Raw genomic sequence first — 20,441 nt, 5'->3', positions numbered from 1 at the left:
ATGACATATTTGGTTGATGGCAGAATATCGTGGGAAGAGAATATTAAAAATGGGAACGTTCCCGAAACGCAGCGAAGATCACAAATTATCGTTCAGTCAACGATCAGGAAAGGGTGGCGGGGATGACGATTTGTTGGGGTTCGCTGCGTCCGGTTACCTGCTCGATCAACTGGCAGGCCGCCTGGCGTCCGGCTTCAGCGTAGCCGGGATCAACGGTGACGATCTCCGGATGGAGGAACTTCATCAACGGCGTATTACCAACACTCGCCAACTGTAGAGTGTCAATGCGTTTCTCTTGCAGGTATTTACTTGCGCCAAGTGCCAGCGTGTCGGTTGCGCACAGCAACGCGGTGGTTTCAGGCGTAATCACTTTTTCCACGTTATCGTAGCCTTGCTTCATGGCAAGGCCCGGCAGAGCGGCGACGGGATGCAGTTTATGCGCTTTGCAAAATGCCAGATAGGCCTCATGGCGTCGCTTACCGGTAGTGACGTCACTGTGTGGCACGCCGAGATAGCTGATATTGCGGTGCCCCTGGTCATACAGTCGCTGCATCAGGATTTTGATCGCCCCTTCGTCGTCATAACAGACTGAAGCAAAACCTTTTGCGTCACGTGCCATCAGCACCAGTGATGACTGCCAGTGGGCTAACATCTCTTCCGTTATGCCGGTAAAACCAAACAGCACCACGCCGTCAATATTACGACGTTTCAGAACGCCCAGATGCTCTGCGACCAATTGTGGTGAAAACTGGCTTTCCATCATGATTGGGTCGTAGCCCTGTTCATAGAATGCAGGCAGCATGGTCTGAACGGCGAGATTTTCTGATAACGAATCCAGACGGGTAACGATAATGGCGACGACTTTATCGCTTTGCCCACGCATGGCGCGTGCGGAGCGGGAAGGGGAAAATCCATGCTGATTCATCACTGCTTCCACGCGCTCACGTGTGCGCTGACTCACGCCGCTTTCGTTATTCAGCACCCGGGAAACCGTGGATTTCCCCACGCCGCTTAAGCGCGCGATGTCTTTGATGGTCAGCCGATTTTGCATCCTGTTGCCCCGTAACTTGCGGTTTAATTATTTGAGCCTAACTTTACCTGTGCATACCGCAATGGGCAAAGTCTGGTTTATCGTTGGTTTAGTTGTCTGCAGGTATTATATCGGCATAAACGCTACCAATATTATTGGATTCCTGGCGCTATTTTTCACTTACCGGAGGTTATATGGAACCTGATCCCACGCCTCTCCCTCGACGGAGATTAAAACTTTTCCGGTAAGCCTGTCTTTTCACGGCGTTACCGGATGCGTAAGGCCGTGACGTTTTAACGTCCCAGCTCATTTTTATTACCTTCAGGTAAGGCTTTGCAACGCCTGAAGATATTTTCTGCACCATGCTTACAGGGTGCGGAGGGACTTCCTATGTTTAAAGAAATTTTTACCCGGCTCATTCGCCATTTACCTTCTCGTCTGGTTCATCGCGATCCGTTGCCTGGCGCGCAACAGACAGCGAATATTCCGATCCCCCCTTCCTTAAGTGCGCATTGCCTGAAAATGGCGGTAATGCCAGAAGAGGAATTATGGAAAACCTTCGACACCCATCCGGAAGGGTTAAATCAGGCGGAAGTGGAATTAGCCCGCGAACAACATGGTGAAAATAAATTACCTGCGCAACAACCGTCTCCGTGGTGGGTACATTTGTGGGTCTGTTATCGCAACCCCTTTAATATATTGCTCACCATTCTCGGCGGTATTTCTTATGCCACGGAGGATTTATTTGCTGCAGGTGTGATCGCGTTAATGGTGGCTATTTCCACGCTGCTGAACTTTATTCAGGAAGCGCGTTCCACTAAAGCGGCAGATGCCCTGAAAGCGATGGTCAGCAATACCGCGACGGTGCTGCGTGTAATTAACGACAAAGGGGAAAATGGCTGGCTGGAGATCCCAATCGACCAGTTAGTGCCTGGCGATATTATTAAACTGGCGGCGGGGGATATGATCCCGGCCGATTTACGTATTTTGCAGGCGCGCGATCTGTTCATCGCTCAGGCGTCATTAACCGGTGAGTCTCTGCCTGTTGAAAAAGCAGCAACTACCCGCCAGTCAGAGCACTGTAATCCGCTGGAGTGCGACACTTTGTGTTTTATGGGCACCACCGTGGTGAGCGGCACGGCACAAGCAATGGTGATTGCCACAGGTGCCAATACCTGGTTTGGTCAACTGGCGGGGCGTGTCAGCGAGCAGGAAAACGAGCCGAACGCCTTTCAACAAGGGATCAGCCGCGTCAGCATATTGTTGATTCGCTTTATGCTGGTGATGACGCCGGTGGTGCTGCTCATCAACGGTTACACCAAAGGTGACTGGTGGGAAGCAGCGCTGTTCGCGCTTTCGGTTGCGGTAGGCTTAACGCCGGAAATGTTGCCGATGATTGTCACTTCGACGCTGGCACGTGGCGCAGTCAAGCTGTCGAAACAGAAAGTGATCGTCAAACATCTGGATGCCATTCAGAACTTTGGCGCTATGGATATTCTGTGCACTGATAAAACAGGCACCCTGACGCAAGATAAAATTGTGCTGGAGAATCATACCGATATCTCCGGTAAAACCAGCGAGCGGGTGCTACATAGTGCGTGGTTGAACAGCCATTACCAGACCGGGCTTAAAAACCTGCTCGATACGGCGGTGCTGGAAGGCATCGATGAAGAGTCTGCCCGTCTGTTGGCCTGTCGTTGGCAGAAAGTGGATGAAATTCCGTTCGATTTCGAGCGCCGCCGGATGTCGGTAGTAGTGGCAGAAAATGCCGAACACCATCAACTGGTCTGCAAAGGCGCATTGCAGGAGATCCTCAATGTGTGTTCGCAAGTGCGTCACAATGGCGAGATTGTCCCGCTTGATGACACCATGTTACGCAAGATTAAACGGGTTACTGATACGCTGAACCGTCAGGGGCTGCGCGTGGTTGCGGTGGCGACGAAATACCTGCCAGCGCGTGAAGGAGATTACCAGCGGATTGATGAATCCGATCTGATCCTCGAAGGATATATCGCTTTTCTTGATCCGCCAAAAGAGACAACGGCTCCGGCTCTGCGGGCGTTAAAAGCCAGTGGAATTACCGTGAAGATCCTTACTGGCGACAGTGAGTTAGTGGCGGCGAAAGTGTGCCATGAAGTGGGGCTGGACGCGGGAGAAGTGGTTACTGGTAGTGATATTGAAACGCTAACTGATGACGAATTGGCAAATCTCGCGCAACGTACCACGCTGTTCGCGCGCCTGACGCCGATGCATAAAGAACGCATTGTGACCTTACTGAGGCGTGAAGGGCATGTGGTTGGCTTTATGGGCGATGGAATAAATGATGCGCCCGCCTTACGCGCTGCGGATATTGGAATTTCCGTGGACGGCGCGGTAGATATTGCTCGTGAAGCGGCTGATATCATCCTGCTGGAAAAAAGCCTGATGGTGCTGGAAGAGGGGGTTATTGAGGGACGTCGCACTTTCGCCAACATGCTGAAATACATCAAAATGACGGCGAGTTCTAACTTCGGTAATGTGTTCAGCGTGCTGGTGGCGAGTGCTTTCTTGCCTTTCCTGCCGATGTTGCCGTTACACTTGCTTATTCAGAACCTGCTGTACGATGTGTCACAGGTGGCGATCCCGTTTGATAATGTCGACGACGAGCAAATTCAAAAGCCGCAGCGCTGGAATCCGGCGGATCTGGGGCGCTTTATGATCTTCTTCGGACCGATCAGTTCGATCTTCGATATTCTGACGTTTTGCCTGATGTGGTGGGTATTCCATGCCAACACACCGGAAACGCAAACGCTGTTCCAGTCGGGCTGGTTTGTGGTGGGGTTACTGTCGCAAACGCTGATTGTACATATGATCCGCACCCGCCGTGTGCCGTTTATTCAGAGCCGCGCATCGTGGCCGTTAATGATCATGACCGTGATCGTGATGGTTGTGGGGATCGCATTGCCGTTCTCGCCGCTGGCCAGTTATCTGCAACTGCAGGCGTTGCCATTAAGCTATTTCCCGTGGCTAATTGCGATTCTGGCAGGGTATATGACATTAACGCAACTGGTGAAAGGGTTCTATAGCCGTCGTTACGGCTGGCAGTAAGTCAGTGATGAGACTGACCTGAAATATTCTTTCAGGTCAGTCACCTACGAAAAAATCTGCACAAAAAAATAGATTACTGCAAAAATAAAAAAACAAATAAACGTCCAGCTCAAATTATAAAGGGCGCTATAGCTTTTATTTACCGAACGAGAGAGACAGATGTCTTCTTTTTTAATGTGTCTGGAGGAGATGTTGCGATACAGGCGGATATAATAAACACAATAAAGTAATAAAGGCGGTATTACCCATCCACCTGTAGGCTTGCCAAATATAAGCGTGAGTATAATGGAGACAGCAAAGAAAAGCAGAAAGACGATTTGCGCTTTGGATTCTATTTTTTTTAATTCACTTCTTACGCCTTCTGCGTGCTGTTCTTGCCAGCGCCGCAGCGTACTAACACTAAATTGATAGTGTTCACATAAATCCTTATTAGGTGCACCCTTTTTTGACTGTTGTAAAATTTCAGCAATTTGTTCATCAGTGAAACGGGCTTTAGCCATCTTCAACCCTCCGTGGTTGAATCAGATAATCCAGGCGCGAAACCTGGATTATCTTTTTGAAAGAGATTAGCGACGAACAGCGATCGCTTCGATCTCAATCTTCACGTCTTTCGGCAGACGGGCAACTTCAACGCAAGAACGTGCCGGGAAGGTGGCATTGTGCTCGGTGAAGAACGCTTCGTAAGTGGCATTTACGGTTGCGAAGTCGTTCAGATCTTTCACAAAAACGGTGGTTTTAACGATATCGCCCACTTTCAGGCCAGCCGCTTCCACGATCGCTTTTACGTTATCCAGAGACTGACGCGCCTGTGCGGCTACGTCTGCCGGAACTTCGCCCGTTTTCGGGTTTACCGGGATCTGACCGGAGGTGATGATCATACTGCCCAGATCAACGCCCTGAACATACGGACCGATAGCTGCGGGTGCATTTTCCGTCGCGATAGTTTTGCTCATGATTTCTCCTTTATTACAGCGGTAAAAAGTCTGGCTCATTATAGGGAGCCAGACTTTTATTACCAACCGCAATTAATTGGCCAGCACCACATTATGGGAAAACTCTTTTTCGCAGTATTTGCATTTGAGCGCGATATCATTGGCGCGTTTTCTCACTGCAAAGCTGGAAGAAACCGGTTCGGCATGGCTGATACAGTTGCTGTTCGGGCAGACCAGCACATTGTCGATGCGCTCCGGCAGGCTGGGGCGCGATTTGCCAACCACTTCATAGTTGTCGATACGGTTTACCGTGGCTTGCGGTGCATACAATGCCAGTTGGTCTACCTGATCTTCACTCAAAAAGGTATTTTCGATTTTGATCAGATCCTTGCGCCCCATCTCGCCAGAAGGCAGGTTCAGACCAATGGTGATGCGCTGATCCGTTTCGGTCAGCTTGAACAGACTCAACAGCTTAAAACCGATCTGGGCGGGGATATGGTCAATTACCGTGCCGCGTTTAATAGCTTCAACCTGCAATTTATTATCGTGTGTCATCTCTATTTCCCCTTACAGTACCAGATCGCGATTCAGAACCAGTGCCAGTAACGCCTGGCGAGCGAAAATTCCGTTACCTGCCTGCTGGAAGTACCAGGCGTGCGGCGTTTTATCAACATCTGTCGCAATCTCATCAACGCGCGGCAGCGGATGCAGCACTTTCATATTGGCTTTGGCGTTGTGGAGATCGCTGGCGCGCAGGACAAACTGCGCTTTCACGTTGGCGTATTCAGACGGATCCAGGCGCTCTTTTTGCACGCGGGTCATATACAGAATATCCACTTCCGCCATCACTTCTTCGATGGCGCTATGCAGACTCCAGGCGATACCTTTTTCATCGAGCATATCCAGAATGTATTGCGGCATTGCCAACGCATCCGGGGCGATGAAGTAAAAACGGTTGCCGTCGAATTTTGCCAGCGCCTGGGTCAGAGAGTGCACGGTACGGCCATATTTCAGGTCACCGACCATTGCGACGTGGAGATTGTCCAGACGCCCCTGAGTTTCCTTAATCGTGAACAGATCCAGCAAGGTTTGCGTCGGATGTTGGTTGGAACCATCACCGGCATTCAGTACCGGTACATTGCCGGAAAACTCGGTGGCCAGGCGTGCCGCACCTTCCTGCGGGTGGCGCATCACAATCGCATCGACATAGGTACTAATAACCGAAATGGTATCGGCCAGCGTTTCCCCTTTTTTACCCAATGACGTGTTGGCGCTGTCGGAGAATCCCACCACGCTGGCACCCAGGCGGTGCATCGAGGTTTCGAAAGAGAGGCGGGTGCGGGTTGATGCTTCGAAGAAGCAACTGGCAATCACTTTATGTTTCAACAACTCTGGTTGCGGGTTTGCTTTCAGTTTCGCCGCTGTCGCCAGCACCAGATTAAGGTCATCGCGACTAAGGTCGTTTATGGAAATGATATGTTTTTGATATAGCGGATTAGCCATCTTTTATCTCCTGACGCCTGGGCAAAAAAAAGCCCCTCGATTGAGGGGCTGGGAATAGGTGATCAACGGGAAGAAAAACGGCAGGCCAGCGTCTTTTTTCAGACGCGGTAAGACAAAATGTCGAACACACTGAACCATACATCCTCCCGGCAAATTGTCCGGCATTATACTCAGCCAGAAAGTGGGATCAAGCGATTAATGCAAAAAATTCCCCAGGTAAACGATTGTTGTGAATTTATATGCTTTAAATTTGAATTTATAACATAGGGTGGGATGGCGCGGGAACGGGCAGGAAAATATGCGCTGGCGCAATCAGGCGGCAAAAAATACTGGTATGGCTATAAGGAATTACGTATAACAAGAGAAATGAAACAATGTTTTAATTGAGGAAAGGAAAGAAATGATCATCGGAAATATTCATAATCTCCAGCAATGGTTGCCGGAAGAGTTACGCCAGGCTATTGAGCATATTAAAGCGCACGTTACGGCAGAAACGCCAAAGGGTAAGCACGATATCGAAGGCAACCGTCTGTTTTATCTTATCTCTGAAGATATGACCGAGCCGTATGAAGCGCGTCGCGCAGAGTATCATGCTCGCTATCTCGACATTCAAATTGTGTTAAAAGGGCAGGAGGGCATGACCTTTAGCACGCAACCTGCGGGTACACCGGATACTGACTGGTTAGCAGATAAAGACATCGCCTTTTTGCCGGAAGGCGTTGAAGAGAAGACCGTCATCCTCAATGAAGGGGACTTTGTCGTGTTCTATCCGGGTGAATTGCACAAGCCACTGTGCGCAGTGGGCGAGCCAGCCAGGGTTCGCAAAGCGGTTGTGAAGATGCAGATGGTATAAGCGGATTATACCGGTGGCGACGTTACGCCGCCTCCGGTACTGGTGTTATTTGGCAAGCGTCGCGACCATCACTGCTTTGATGGTATGCATACGGTTTTCCGCCTGATCAAAAACAATGCTGGCGGCAGATTCGAAGACCTCATCCGTCACTTCCATCCCACCATGCAGGCCAAATTCTTCTGCCATTTTCTTGCCAAGCGTGGTTTGATCGTCATGAAATGCGGGCAGACAGTGCAGGAATTTGACTTCGGGATTACCCGTCAACTGCATCATTTTGCTGTTTACCTGATAATCACGCAGCAGTGCAATACGTTCTGCCCATTTCTCTTTCGCTTCCCCCATCGACACCCACACATCGGTATAGATAAAGTCTGCGCCTTTAACGCCTGCCGCGATATCTTCTGTCAGTGTAATATTCCCGCCGTTCTGTTGTGCCAGCGCGCGACATTCCGCAACCAGCGAGGCTTCTGGCCAGCACGCCTGCGGTGCCACCAGGCGTAAATCCAGGCCAGTCAGCGCAGCAGCTTCCAGCATCGAATTGCCCATGTTGTTGCGGGCATCTCCGGCGTAGACCAGCGTCATTTCATTGAACGCTTTACCCGGTAAATATTCTTGCATGGTCAGCAGATCTGCCAGCAACTGCGTTGGATGGAATTCATTGGTCAGCCCGTTCCAGACCGGCACGCCAGCGTATTCTGCCAGCGTTTCGACGATCTCCTGACCATAGCCGCGATACTGAATACCGTCATACATGCGTCCAAGCACGCGGGCAGTATCTTTAATCGACTCTTTATGACCAATCTGGCTGCCGCTGGGGCCGAGATAAGTGACGCGAGCGCCCTGGTCATATGCGGCAACTTCGAAAGAGCATCGGGTACGTGTCGAGTCTTTTTCGAAGATGAGCGCGATGTTTTTACCCGTGAGTCTGGCTTCTTCAGTACCGTTTTTCTTATCGGCTTTCAGCTTCGCGGCTAACTGAAGCAGGCTGTTGATTTCAGCGGGTGTGAAATCGAGTAATTTCAGGAAATGCTTATGATAAAACCCGGACATAGATCCCTCCTGCGGCTAACGCCTAATGAATTAAAATTCAATTTATATGTATGAATATTCATTTGCAAGCCTGGGGCATAAATCTTTATCACAAAGGTGGAGGCAATGTCAGTGGTGTGTGACAATAAGAGTATCGGCAGGACATTAAGAGGAATAAGCCATGGCAAACCCGGAACAACTGGAAGAACAGCGTGAAGAAACGCGTTTGATTATTGAAGAATTACTGGAAGATGGTAGCGATCCAGACGCGCTGTACACCATCGAGCATCACCTTTCCGCAGACGATCTGGAAACCCTGGAAAAAGCGGCGGTTGAAGCATTTAAACTCGGCTATGAAGTGACCGATCCAGAAGAGCTGGAAGTGGAAGAGGGTGATATCGTGATTTGCTGTGACATCATCAGCGAATGCGCGTTGAATGCCGAGCTGATCGATGCTCAGGTTGAGCAATTGATGAACCTGGCAGAGAAATTCGACGTTGAATACGACGGTTGGGGTACTTACTTTGAAGATCCTAACGGTGAAGAAGGCGACGATGAAGATTTTGTCGACGAAGATGATGACGGTGTTCGCCATTAATTAATTGATTAAAATGCCCGATAGCACACACTAGCGGGCATTTTTTTACAGTTCGCGCAGCATCCGCACTTCACAATCGACATGGCCCGTGCAGCCAAGCGCATAGTCGATATGTTGAAAACCTAAATGTTCATACAAACCAATCGCTTCTTTCAAAAAAGCGGTTGTTTCCAGATAGCAGCGTTTGAAGCCCATTTCTCGCGCCTGCTCCATCGCCATTAAGGCCAGTTTTTTTGCCAGCCCTTTGCCGCGAATAGCAGGAAGAAAATACATTTTTTGTAATTCGCAAATGTCTGACTCACTCCCGGTTAATGGTGCAATTCCGCCGCCGCCGACCACTTCGCCGTGGTATTCAACCACCCAATACGCATGGCCAGGCTGACTATACATTTGATACAGCTCGTCGAGATTGGGATCGGCAACGGTATAGCCTTTATCAGCGGTCAGACCGTACTCTGCGGACACCTGGCGGATGACGCTGGCAATAGCAGGATTATCGGTGGCGGTAAGTTTGCGCAAACGGAGCGCGGGAGAAGCGACAACATTCATAGCATAGCTCAATTTCAAATGTATGATTTATAGCTCACTTTAATACCACCCTCGCTTATGCGGTGCAAGAAGAAGATAAATCAGAAAATATTAAGCATATATCTCTTTGAGAAGGCGTATTCTAGGCGTACCAGTATTATTGTACTGGATTTATTATCTGTATGAATGGAATTTATTTTAGGGATATAGTTCATGAATGGTGTAAACGTCGGGAAAGATAATCCTCGTCACGCATTTGTTTTTACAGGCAAGGGTGGTGAGTATTTTCTTATTTGTCTTGTGAATTTTTTACTGACAATTATTACGCTGGGAATATATGGGCCGTGGGCATTAGTGAAATGCCGTCGTTATATTTATCAACATGTGACACTCAAGGGGCAACCATTTAGTTATAAGGGAACAGGTGGTGCCATTTTTGTTAGCATGTTACTTATTATGATCGTTTATTTTTTCAGTATTTTTTGTTTTTCAGGCCAACACTTTGTGCTTGGTTTTTTCCTGTTTGCCCTCTTGATCTGCGGTATTCCTTGCATGGCAGTGAAGAGTCTGCAATATCAGGCGAACATGACCTCACTGAATGGTATTCGCTTTGGCTTTAACTGCTCCATGCTCCGTGCATGGTGGGTGATGTTAGGTCTGCCTGTTCTGTTGGCGTTAGCTTTTTGGTTAGCGCTATACCTTATTGCGCAAGTTATGACATCAATAGGAGGATTAGTCTTTAATTTAGTGGTGTTAAGTTTACTTTCAGCCGTCGGATTGGGTGTTGTCCACGGTATTACCTATAGCAAATGGATGCCGTTGCTGGGTAATAACGCGACCTTTGGCACTCATCAGTTCTCTATTAAGGTAAACGTAAAAGAATGCATTAAAGGATGTATGCTCGCAATATTAACCATGGTTCCTTTCATCATTGTCATTGGTATTATGATTGCGCCAGTATTTCAGCAATTAATGATGATGACTATGTTAGGGCGGGCTGGTGCGGGTAGTGATCTTATATTGCAATATTACCCGCAGATTATGGCTTCCTATTTCCTGTATTTTGTGGCGATTCTTGTTTTTGCCAGTTATCTCTATGCAACGTTACGCGGTCTGTTTCTGAATAATCTGACACTGGCAAATGGAACAATTCATTTCCATTCGTCTGTTACCACCTTCGGTATGCTTCTGCGCATGTTTGCGATATTAATGGGGGCTTCAATCACCTGTGGACTGGCTTATCCCTGGCTGAAAATGTGGATGGTTGGCTGGATTGCCAATAATACCCATGTTCAGGGTGACCTTGATTCGCTGGAATTAACCAATGATGACAAACCGCAGGATAGCGGGCCGTTAATGTGGATATCTCGCGGTATTATGCCGTATGTTCCGTTTATCTAAATAAAAAGGCCGGAGCATGCTCCGGCCTTCGTTTTCACGGTGGGTATTACAGCGCGGCGATAACCGCCTGCTGTTCAATCAGTTTCGCTTTCGCTTCCGCATAACCTTCCAGCTTCTCACGCTCTTTCGCGATAACCGCTTCCGGTGCGCGGGATACAAAGCCTTCGTTCGCCAGCTTGTTCTCGATGCGGCTGATTTCGCCTTCGATCTTCGCCACTTCTTTTGCCAGACGCGCCAGCTCATCTTCTTTATTGATGAGGCCAGCCATCGGGATCAGCAGCTCAGCACCGTCGACGATCTTAGTAACGGAAACCGGACCTTTGTCATCGGCAGGCAGCACAGTGATGCTTTCCAGACGCGCCAGTGTTTGCAGGAAGCCACGGTTTTCATTTACGCGACGCTCTGCATCCGCACTGCAACCACGCAGCAGAAGCTCCAGCGGTTTGCCCGGTGCGATGTTCATTTCCGCGCGGATGTTACGCACCGCAATGATCGCCTGTTTCAGCCACTCGGTGTCAGCCAGCGCCGCCTCATCAACCTGAGACGCATCGTACTGCGGGAACGGTTGCAGCATGATGGTGTCGGCAGTGATGCCGCACAGTACTTTCACACGCTGCCAGATGGTTTCGGTGATGAACGGAATGATCGGATGCGCGAGGCGCAGCAGACCTTCCAGCACGGTCACCAGCGTATGGCGAGTACCACGCAGTTCGGCTTCAGTTCCACCGTTCATTACCGGCTTGGTCAGCTCCAGATACCAGTCGCAGAACTGGTTCCAGGTGAACTCATACAAAATGCCTGCGGCGATATCGAAGCGGAAGCTATCCAGCGCTTCGCGGTACGCTTTGATGGTCTGGTTGAACTCCGCCAGGATCCAGCGGTCTGCCAGTGACAGGGTCATTTCGCCGCCGTTAAAGCCGCAATCCTGACCTTCAGTGTTCATCAGCACAAAGCGGCTGGCGTTCCACAGTTTGTTACAGAAGTTACGGTAACCTTCCAGACGCTTCATATCCCAGTTGATGTCACGACCGGTAGAAGCCAGCGCCGCCAGGGTGAAGCGCAGGGCGTCAGTACCGTGCGGCTCAATACCGTTCGGGAACTGCTTCTCGGTGCGCTTACGGATTTTATCCGCCAGTTGTGGCTGCATCATATTGCCGGTACGTTTTTCCAGCAGTTCTGGCAGCGAAATACCGTCGACCATATCCAGCGGGTCAATCACGTTACCCTTGGATTTGGACATCTTCTGGCCTTCGTCATCACGAATCAGACCGGTCATGTAAACGGTGTGGAACGGCACCTGCGGCTTGCCATTTTCATCTTTGATGAAATGCATGGTCATCATGATCATGCGGGCAATCCAGAAGAAGATGATGTCGAAGCCAGATACCATCACACTGGTCGGGTGGAACTGACGCAGGGCGTCGGTGTTTTCCGGCCAGCCAAGAGTAGAGAAGGTCCACAGCGCAGAGGAGAACCAGGTATCGAGAACGTCTTCGTCCTGACGCAGAGCGACGTCGGCGGCAAGGTTATTTTCCTTGCGCACTTCATCTTCGTTGCGGCCAACATAAACATTACCCGCGTCGTCGTACCATGCCGGAATGCGGTGACCCCACCACAGTTGACGAGAGATACACCAGTCCTGAATATCACGCATCCAGGAGAAGTACATGTTTTCGTACTGCTTCGGTACGAACTGAATGTCGCCGTTCTCAACCGCTTCAACTGCCGGTTTCGCCAGTACATCGGCACGTACATACCACTGGTCGGTCAGCATCGGTTCGATAACTACGCCGCCACGGTCGCCGTAAGGAACAGTCAGGTCGTGCGGTTTAATCTCTTCCAGCAGGCCGAGGGCATCAACGGCAGCAACGATCGCTTTGCGTGCAGCAAAACGCTCCAGTTTCTGGAATTCTGCCGGAATCTCGCTGGAATAAACGTCATATTCGTTACCTTTGGTATCGAACACCTGGGCGCTTTCACGGATATCACCGTCAAAGGTCAGGATGTTGATCATCGGCAGAGCGTGGCGTTTACCTACTTCATAGTCGTTAAAGTCGTGCGCCGGAGTGATCTTCACGCAGCCAGTGCCTTTTTCCATGTCGGCGTGTTCGTCGCCAACGATAGGAATACGACGGTTCACCAGCGGAAGAATGACATATTTGCCAATCAGATCTTTGTAACGCGGATCTTCCGGGTTAACAGCGACGCCGGTATCGCCCAGCAGAGTTTCCGGGCGGGTGGTCGCGACGACCAGATAATCTTTACCGTCTGCGGTTTTCGCGCCGTCAGCCAGCGGATAGCGGATGTGCCACATCGAACCTTTCGATTCGCGGTTTTCCACTTCCAGGTCAGAGATAGCGGTGCGCAGTTTCGGGTCCCAGTTGACCAGGCGTTTGCCACGGTAAATCAGGTCTTCTTTATACAGACGAACGAAAACTTCTTTCACCGCATTGGAAAGCCCTTCATCCATAGTGAAGCGCTCACGCTCCCAGTCGACGGAGTTGCCGAGACGACGCATCTGACGAGTAATGGTGCCGCCGGATTCCGCTTTCCATTCCCAGATTTTATCGATGAAGGCTTCGCGGCCATAGTCGTGACGGGTTTTACCTTCTTCTGCGGCAATCTTGCGCTCAACGACCATCTGGGTAGCGATCCCGGCGTGGTCAGTACCGACCTGCCACAGGGTATTTTTACCCTGCATGCGCTGATAGCGGATCATGGTATCCATGATGGTTTGCTGGAAGGCGTGACCCATATGCAAACTGCCGGTGACGTTCGGCGGCGGGATCATGATGCAGAAACTTTCGTGGCTTTCATCGCCATTAGGCTTAAAGTAGCCCTGCTTTTCCCAGTGCTCGTAAAGCGGCTGTTCGATATCTTGTGGGTTGTATGTCTTTTCCATTATTTCCAGGTTGCCGTATTCAGGTTGAAACCAGCCACGCGGTAGGCTTTATAGCGTTCGCGCGCCAGTTGTTTCAGAGAATCTTCATAAGGGACGAAGTCTACCACTTCTGTGAAAGCGGTGGCAAAATCTGCAAAGCTTGTTCGCAGACTAATCAATATATCGCGCGGGCTGCTGCTACGTTTTTGCGGCCAGGCGATCTCCACTGGCGCACCGCCGCGCGGTCCTTCTCCCGCTAAATTGTGCGGAACAAAACTTTCTGCCGGACGCGCCCACAGGGCTTCGTCCAGTCGGTAAGCCTGTTTTTCATCTTCACAGGCGATGAGCACGCGCTTACCGCTGCGCCAACGTTCTGCGGCAATTTCACACACCAGTTGCTCAACGGCGCTTAAGCCATCAACGGTGGTGTCATTGTCCAGAAGGTAGAACGTTGCGTTTTTCATATATGGGGCTTCTTGTGGTGGATTTAAATATGCATCAGGTAATACACCGCATTGCCTGATGCGCCGCTGTCGCGTCTTATCAGGCCTACAAGTTCGGTGCTGTGTGTAGGTCGGATAAGGCGTTCACGCCGCATCCGACAATAACAACATTGCCTGATGCGCCGCTGTCGCGTCTTATCAGACCTACAAGTTCGGTGCTGTGTGTAGGTCGGATAAGGCGTTCACGCCGCATCCGACAATAACAACATTGCCTGATGCGCCGCTGTCGCGTCTTATCAGGCCTACAAGTTCGGTGCTGTGTGTAGGTCGGATAAGGCGTTCACGCCGCATCCGACAATAACAACATTGCCTGATGCGCCGCTGTCGCGTCTTATCAGGCCTACGAGTTCAGTGCTGTGTGTAGGTCGGATAAGGCGTTCACGCCGCATCCGGCAAGAACAATAATTCTTGATGCAATCACTCTTCGCCGTTAAACCCGGCGCGGTTCAACAGGAACTGTGCCAGCAACGCCACCGGACGGCCGGTTGCGCCTTTTGCTTTACCAGAACGCCACGCAGTACCCGCGATATCCAGGTGTGCCCAGTTGTACTTACGCGTAAAGCGCGACAGGAAACAGCCTGCGGTAATCGCCCCGCCAGGACGCCCGCCAATGTTCGCCATATCGGCAAAATTGGACTCCAACTGTTCCTGGTACTCGTCACCCAGCGGTAAACGCCATGCGCGGTCGCCAGACTGTTCAGACGCGGCAATCAGCTCATGAGCCAGCGGGTTGTGGTTCGCCATCAGGCCAGTGATATGATGGCCCAGCGCGATCACACAAGCACCCGTCAACGTCGCCACGTCAATCACCGCCTCTGGCTCAAAACGCTCAACATAAGTTAACACATCGCACAGCACCAGACGGCCTTCAGCGTCGGTATTCAGCACTTCAACGGTTTGACCGGACATGGTGGTTAACACATCGCCCGGACGATAGGCACGACCGCCAGGCATGTTTTCGCAGCCTGCCAGCACGCCGATAACATTAATCGGCAGTTGCAGCTCCGCGACCATACGCATCACGCCGTAAACTGCCGCCGCGCCGCACATATCGTACTTCATCTCATCCATGCCTTCGGAAGGCTTGATCGAGATACCGCCGGAGTCGAAGGTTAAGCCTTTACCGACCAGCACGATTGGGCGCGCATCTTCCGACGCGTTGCCTTTGTACTCAATCACCGACATCAGCGATTCGTTCTGCGAACCCTGACCAACCGCCAGATAGGAGTGCATCCCCAGCTCTTTCATCTGCTGTTCACCGATAACGCGGGTGATGACATTTTTGCTGTAGCTGTCAGCCAACTGGCGTGCCTGGGAGGCGAGGTAGGCGGCGTTACAGATATTTGGCGGCATATTGCCGAGATCTTTCGCCGCTTTGATCCCTGCGGCAATCGCCAGACCGTGCTGGATCGCACGCTCACCACTGGTAAGTTCACGGCGAGTCGGTACGTTGAACACCATTTTACGCAGCGGACGACGCGGCTCGGTCTTATTCGTTTTTAGTTGATCAAAACTGTATAGCGTCTCTTTTGCCGTCTCGACAGCCTGACGCACTTTCCAGTAGTTATTGCGGCCTTTGACGTGCAGTTCAGTCAGGAAGCAGACCGCTTCCATTGAGCCAGTATCATTCAGTGTATTAATGGTTTTCTGAATAACCTGCTTATACTGGCGCTCATCCAGCTCACGTTCTTTGCCACAACCAATAAGGAGGATGCGCTCGGAGAGCACATTTGGCACATGGTGCAGCAACAGGGTCTGCCCCGGTTTTCCTTCCAGTTCGCCCCGGCGTAGCAGGGCGCTGATGTACCCATCACTGATCTTATCGAGCTGTTCTGCAATCGGAGAAAGGCGACGTGGTTCGAAGACGCCCACGACGATGCAGGCACTCCGCTGTTTCTCCGGGCTACCGCTTTTTACACTAAACTCCATGCACTACGCTCCTGAATCTTAAAGACAACGGCGGTGGCTACAGATAGAATTGCAAGCTTTCGTAACTCATGTCCGCTGTTGCGATGACTTCGTGTTAATCTTAACGTTATTACGGCATTGGCACGTCAGAACAAAATCTGAGGGGCGAATCCGTTGAGTATAATTATCTTAGCGACGATTTCGACGACTCAAGAGAATAAATGACGTTTAAGCCATGAAACAAGCTAAAATCCTGCAAAAGACGAGTTTTTACGGGCGTATTTAAAGTGATAATCATAAGATATCTGGTTCGGGAGACGCTCAAAAGCCAGTTGGCGATACTCTTCATCTTGCTTTTGATCTTCTTCTGTCAAAAGTTAGTGAGGATCCTCGGCGCGGCGGTTGACGGCGACATTCCGGCGAACCTGGTGCTCTCCCTTCTTGGGTTGGGCGTGCCGGAAATGGCGCAGCTTATCCTGCCATTAAGCCTGTTCCTCGGGCTGCTGATGACGTTGGGTAAACTGTATACCGAAAGTGAAATTACGGTAATGCATGCCTGTGGCCTGAGCAAAGCGGTTCTGGTCAAAGCGGCGATGGTTCTCGCGGTATTCACGGCGATTGTCGCGGCGGTTAACGTTATGTGGGCAGGACCGTGGTCATCGCGCCATCAGGATGAAGTGTTAGCGGAAGCGAAAGCTAACCCCGGCATGGCGGCGCTGGCGCAAGGTCAGTTCCAGCAAGCGACGAATGGCAGCTCGGTGCTGTTCATCGAAAGTGTTGACGGTAGCGATTTCAAAGATGTGTTCCTCGCGCAAATTCGACCAAAAGGTAATGCGCGTCCTTCCGTGGTGGTGGCCGATTCCGGACATTTAACTCAGTTGCGAGATGGCTCTCAGGTCGTGACCCTCAATCAGGGAACGCGCTTCGAAGGCACTGCACTGCTGCGTGATTTCCGCATTACGGACTTCCAGGATTATCAGGCGATCATCGGTCATCAGGCGGTAGCGCTGGACCCGAACGATACTGACCAGATGGACATGCGCACATTGTGGAACACTGACACCGATCGTGCCCGCGCGGAACTGAACTGGCGTATCACTCTGGTATTCACCGTGTTTATGATGGCGCTCATGGTTGTGCCTCTGAGCGTGGTTAACCCGCGTCAGGGGCGTGTCCTGTCGATGCTACCGGCCATGTTGCTGTATCTGCTTTTCTTCCTGATCCAGACCTCGCTGAAATCGAACGGCGGTAAAGGTAAGTTGGACCCGACGCTGTGGATGTGGACCGTAAACCTGATTTATCTGGCTTTGGCGATTGTTCTCAACCTTTGGGATACGGTGCCGGTCCGCCGTCTGCGCGCCAGTTTTACGCGTAAAGGAGCGGTATAATGCAACCCTTTGGTGTACTTGACCGCTATATCGGTAAAACTATTTTCACCACCATCATGATGACGCTGTTCATGCTGGTGTCGCTTTCCGGCATTATCAAGTTTGTCGATCAGTTGAAAAAAGCCGGGCAGGGGAGCTACGACGCGTTAGGCGCGGGGATGTATACCCTGCTGAGCGTGCCGAAAGATGTGCAAATCTTCTTCCCGATGGCGGCCTTGCTGGGCGCGTTGCTCGGACTGGGGATGCTGGCACAACGCAGCGAACTGGTGGTGATGCAGGCTTCTGGTTTTACCCGTATGCAGGTGGCGCTGTCAGTGATGAAAACCGCCATTCCACTGGTCTTGTTGACCATGGCGATTGGCGAGTGGGTCGCGCCGCAGGGCGAACAGATGGCGCGTAACTACCGTGCGCAGGCGATGTACGGCGGCTCGTTGCTCTCTACCCAGCAAGGTTTATGGGCGAAAGATGGCGACAACTTTGTCTATATTGAACGAGTAAAAGGCGATGAAGAGTTAGGTGGCATCAGTATTTATGCCTTCAACGAGAATCGTCGTCTGCAATCCGTTCGCTATGCTGCTTCCGCGAAGTTTGACCCGGAACATAAAGTCTGGCGTCTCTCGCAGGTTGATGAATCTGACCTGACCAATCCCAAACAGATAACCGGTTCGCAGACTGTGAGCGGTACCTGGAAAACCAACCTCACGCCGGACAAACTGGGCGTTGTAGCGCTGGATCCGGATGCCCTCTCCATTAGTGGTTTACACAACTACGTGAAGTATCTGAAGTCGAGTGGCCAGGACGCCGGACGTTATCAGCTCAATATGTGGAGCAAAATCTTCCAGCCGCTTTCTGTCGCGGTGATGATGTTGATGGCGCTGTCGTTCATCTTCGGTCCACTGCGCAGCGTGCCGATGGGGGTACGCGTGGTCACCGGTATTAGCTTCGGCTTTGTGTTCTACGTGCTGGATCAGATCTTCGGCCCACTGACGCTGGTTTACGGTATCCCGCCGATCATCGGCGCACTGTTGCCAAGCGCCAGCTTCTTCTTAATCAGCCTGTGGCTGTTAATGAGAAAATCGTAACTTGATGAACGAATAAAGGGAGCATAAGCTCCCTTTATTATTGTCAGCAAAGAGTGTTTCGTTCATGCCTGAAAAATCAATATATTGCAGTGGCGTAGGCCTGATAAGACGCGCCAGCGTCGCATCAGGCGAAGATAAATCGCACCTGACTTACCTTCTTCTTCCCCCCAGCAAACTCCCCAGCACCCCGCGTATAATCTGGTTCGTCACCTGACGGGCGGCGCTTTTCGCCATAGTCTGTACCACGCCATCTTTCTTCCCGCCGCGCGGTCCGGTAGTGCCAAACAAAATATCCTTCAACCCACCCAGAATACCGTCATCTTCACTTATCTCTTTCCCTTTGGCAGGAGGGTTATTTTGCTGTTCGGTACTGGCCTGCACACCTTTTTGCAGCATCTCATAGGCGGATTCCCGGTCTACGTCATCTTCATACTTGCCATACACCGGAGAGTGATTAATCAGGCCGTTACGCTCATCTTCCGTTACCGGCCCCATCCGTGAACAAGGCGCGATCACCATCGCACGCTCTACCACAGAAGGACTTCCTTTCGCATCCAGAAAAGAGATCAACGCTTCGCCGGTTCCTAGTTCCTGAATCGCCTTTTCCGTATCAAATGCCGGATTGGGGCGCATGGTTTGCGCCGCCGTCTTCACCGCTTTCTGGTCTTTCGGCGTGAAGGCGCGCAGAGCGTGCTGAACGCGATTTCCCAACTGCCCAAGCACGTTGTCAGGGATATCAGACGGGTTTTGCGAAACAAACCAGACGCCCACACCTTTCGAGCGGATAAGTCTTATTACCTGTTCAATCTTATCCAACAACACCTGCGGTGCATCGTTGAACAGCAGATGCGCTTCGTCGAAGAAAAATACCAGTTTCGGTTTATCCAAATCGCCTGCTTCTGGCAGTTGCTCATACAACTCAGAAAGCATCCACAGCAGGCTGGCGGCGTACAGTTTTGGCATCTGGTAGAGCTTTTCGGCGCTAAGAATATTGATAACACCTTTACCGTTAGCATCGGTACGCATCCAGTCTTTGATATCCAGCATTGGCTCACCAAAGAAATGCGTCGCCCCTTGCTGTTCCAGCGTCAGTAATCCGCGCTGGATGGCGCCAACCGATGCGCTACTGATATTACCGTACTGATTCTGGAATGATTTGGCGTTATCACCGATATATTGGGTAATCGCCCGGAGATCTTTAAAGTCGAGTAACAATAGTCCCTGATCGTCGGCAATACGGAAGATGATATTCAGCACGCCGGATTGCACGTCGTTGAGATTTAACAGCCGTGCAAGCAACAGCGGTCCCAGATCCGAGACCGTTGCCCGTACTGGATGACCTTTCTCACCAAAAATATCCCACACAACTACTGGATTCGCATGTGGCTGCCAGTCGTTGACGCCGATATTTTTCAACCGAGCGAGCAGTTTTTCCGAGGTAGTACCTTCTGCCGCAACCCCGGTCAAATCACCTTTTACATCGGCCATAAATACCGGAACGCCGATTTCTGACAGAGATTCCGCCAGTTTTTGCAGCGTGACAGTTTTACCTGTCCCTGTTGCGCCAGTAATCAGTCCGTGACGGTTAGCCATAGCGGGTAGTAAAAACAGTTCTGTGTCCGGCGTGCGGGCAATTAAACGTGGTTCGCTCATGAGATTTCCTCCAGTTCCCTGTCTGGAGTATAGGCACGGTTGAGCGCTTTTCACCACTAAATTCA

General features: G+C 51.0%; 20 protein-coding genes. 8 read left to right on the top strand and 12 right to left on the bottom strand.

Features of this window, described 5'->3' with window-relative positions:
* Positions 1-103 precede the first annotated feature (103 nt).
* Entirely contained in the window at positions 104-1,051 is a 948-nt protein-coding gene (treR, locus tag C0K55_RS08020) for a trehalose operon repressor TreR (RefSeq protein ID WP_001181341.1), read from the bottom strand.
* Between the two features lie 173 nt (positions 1,052-1,224).
* Here treR and mgtL point away from each other — a divergent pair, with 173 nt between their 5' ends.
* A complete protein-coding gene (gene mgtL, locus C0K55_RS08010) occupies positions 1,225-1,278 on the top strand; it encodes a mgtA regulatory leader peptide MgtL (protein ID WP_001387276.1) in 54 nt (17 codons plus the stop codon).
* Positions 1,279-1,420: 142 nt separating this feature from the next.
* Positions 1,421-4,117 carry a magnesium-translocating P-type ATPase gene (mgtA, locus tag C0K55_RS08005; protein ID WP_105266252.1) on the top strand — a complete coding sequence of 899 codons (2,697 nt, stop codon included), beginning with the start codon at positions 1,421-1,423 and terminating at the stop codon, positions 4,115-4,117.
* 44 nt (positions 4,118-4,161) lie between these two features.
* Here mgtA and C0K55_RS08000 read toward each other — a convergent pair whose 3' ends face one another.
* The 5 genes from C0K55_RS08000 to pyrL form a co-directional block, all read right to left on the bottom strand.
* On the bottom strand, positions 4,162-4,617 hold the full coding sequence (locus C0K55_RS08000; protein WP_001029763.1) for a transposase: 456 nt from the start codon (positions 4,615-4,617) through the stop codon (positions 4,162-4,164).
* A 66-nt stretch (positions 4,618-4,683) separates the two neighbouring features.
* Positions 4,684-5,070 (bottom strand): enamine/imine deaminase, encoded by a 387-nt coding sequence (locus tag C0K55_RS07995; RefSeq protein ID WP_000047542.1) that lies wholly within the window; start codon positions 5,068-5,070, stop codon positions 4,684-4,686.
* A gap of 72 nt (positions 5,071-5,142) precedes the next feature.
* Positions 5,143-5,604, bottom strand: coding sequence for an aspartate carbamoyltransferase regulatory subunit (gene pyrI, locus C0K55_RS07990; protein WP_000148581.1), 462 nt, complete (start codon positions 5,602-5,604; stop codon positions 5,143-5,145).
* Between the two features lie 12 nt (positions 5,605-5,616).
* Positions 5,617-6,552, bottom strand: coding sequence for an aspartate carbamoyltransferase (gene pyrB, locus C0K55_RS07985; RefSeq protein ID WP_000013036.1), 936 nt, complete (start codon positions 6,550-6,552; stop codon positions 5,617-5,619).
* Positions 6,553-6,555: 3 nt separating this feature from the next.
* Positions 6,556-6,690: a pyr operon leader peptide gene (gene pyrL, locus C0K55_RS07980; RefSeq protein ID WP_032141493.1), complete on the bottom strand. Its 135-nt coding sequence runs from the start codon at positions 6,688-6,690 to the stop codon at positions 6,556-6,558.
* Between the two features lie 262 nt (positions 6,691-6,952).
* Between pyrL and tabA the strand changes: the two genes are divergently transcribed.
* The gene (gene tabA / locus C0K55_RS07975) at positions 6,953-7,405 is read left to right on the top strand and encodes a toxin-antitoxin biofilm protein TabA (protein WP_105266820.1); all 453 of its coding nucleotides are present in this window, start codon (positions 6,953-6,955) and stop codon (positions 7,403-7,405) included.
* 45 nt (positions 7,406-7,450) lie between these two features.
* Here tabA and argF read toward each other — a convergent pair whose 3' ends face one another.
* Positions 7,451-8,455, bottom strand: a complete 1,005-nt coding sequence (gene argF / locus C0K55_RS07970) for an ornithine carbamoyltransferase (RefSeq protein ID WP_000012892.1) — start codon at positions 8,453-8,455, stop codon at positions 7,451-7,453.
* A gap of 160 nt (positions 8,456-8,615) precedes the next feature.
* On the opposite strand from argF, the gene rraB reads away from it, so the two are divergent.
* Complete coding sequence (rraB, locus tag C0K55_RS07965; RefSeq protein ID WP_105266819.1) at positions 8,616-9,032, top strand: ribonuclease E inhibitor RraB; 417 nt, start codon at positions 8,616-8,618, stop codon at positions 9,030-9,032.
* 45 nt (positions 9,033-9,077) lie between these two features.
* Here the strand turns inward: rraB and C0K55_RS07960 are convergent, their stop codons facing one another.
* The gene (locus C0K55_RS07960; RefSeq protein ID WP_001468314.1) at positions 9,078-9,581 is read right to left on the bottom strand and encodes a GNAT family N-acetyltransferase; all 504 of its coding nucleotides are present in this window, start codon (positions 9,579-9,581) and stop codon (positions 9,078-9,080) included.
* A 192-nt stretch (positions 9,582-9,773) separates the two neighbouring features.
* Here C0K55_RS07960 and C0K55_RS07955 point away from each other — a divergent pair, with 192 nt between their 5' ends.
* Positions 9,774-10,961 carry a YjgN family protein gene (locus tag C0K55_RS07955; RefSeq protein WP_001014712.1) on the top strand — a complete coding sequence of 396 codons (1,188 nt, stop codon included), beginning with the start codon at positions 9,774-9,776 and terminating at the stop codon, positions 10,959-10,961.
* Between the two features lie 46 nt (positions 10,962-11,007).
* On the opposite strand, the gene valS is transcribed toward C0K55_RS07955, so the two are convergent.
* The 3 genes from valS to pepA all read right to left on the bottom strand — a co-directional run bounded on the left by valS (position 11,008) and on the right by pepA (position 16,274).
* Positions 11,008-13,863, bottom strand: a complete 2,856-nt coding sequence (valS, locus tag C0K55_RS07950; protein ID WP_105266818.1) for a valine--tRNA ligase — start codon at positions 13,861-13,863, stop codon at positions 11,008-11,010.
* Positions 13,863-14,306: a DNA polymerase III subunit chi gene (gene holC / locus C0K55_RS07945; protein ID WP_000786399.1), complete on the bottom strand. Its 444-nt coding sequence runs from the start codon at positions 14,304-14,306 to the stop codon at positions 13,863-13,865. The genes valS and holC overlap by 1 nt, the downstream gene beginning before the upstream one ends.
* A 456-nt stretch (positions 14,307-14,762) precedes the next feature.
* Positions 14,763-16,274, bottom strand: a complete 1,512-nt coding sequence (gene pepA, locus C0K55_RS07940) for a leucyl aminopeptidase (protein WP_000397162.1) — start codon at positions 16,272-16,274, stop codon at positions 14,763-14,765.
* Positions 16,275-16,427: 153 nt separating this feature from the next.
* On the opposite strand from pepA, the gene ytgA reads away from it, so the two are divergent.
* From ytgA to lptG, 3 genes are all read left to right on the top strand, one after another.
* On the top strand, positions 16,428-16,478 hold the full coding sequence (gene ytgA, locus C0K55_RS26540; protein ID WP_211180521.1) for a protein YtgA: 51 nt from the start codon (positions 16,428-16,430) through the stop codon (positions 16,476-16,478).
* A gap of 62 nt (positions 16,479-16,540) precedes the next feature.
* Positions 16,541-17,641: an LPS export ABC transporter permease LptF gene (gene lptF, locus C0K55_RS07935; protein WP_000584138.1), complete on the top strand. Its 1,101-nt coding sequence runs from the start codon at positions 16,541-16,543 to the stop codon at positions 17,639-17,641.
* Positions 17,641-18,723: an LPS export ABC transporter permease LptG gene (gene lptG, locus C0K55_RS07930; protein WP_001182249.1), complete on the top strand. Its 1,083-nt coding sequence runs from the start codon at positions 17,641-17,643 to the stop codon at positions 18,721-18,723. Before lptF ends, lptG begins: the two co-directional genes overlap by 1 nt.
* A 150-nt stretch (positions 18,724-18,873) precedes the next feature.
* Here lptG and C0K55_RS07925 read toward each other — a convergent pair whose 3' ends face one another.
* A complete protein-coding gene (locus C0K55_RS07925) occupies positions 18,874-20,376 on the bottom strand; it encodes a helicase HerA-like C-terminal domain-containing protein (RefSeq protein ID WP_001294846.1) in 1,503 nt (500 codons plus the stop codon).
* Positions 20,377-20,441: the final 65 nt, after the last annotated feature.

Source organism: Escherichia sp. MOD1-EC6098, assembly GCF_002965865.1.
GTDB classification, from domain to species: domain Bacteria; phylum Pseudomonadota; class Gammaproteobacteria; order Enterobacterales; family Enterobacteriaceae; genus Escherichia; species Escherichia marmotae.
Note: the sequence above shows the minus strand (reverse complement) of the source record. Positions and strands in the feature narration are given on the sequence as shown.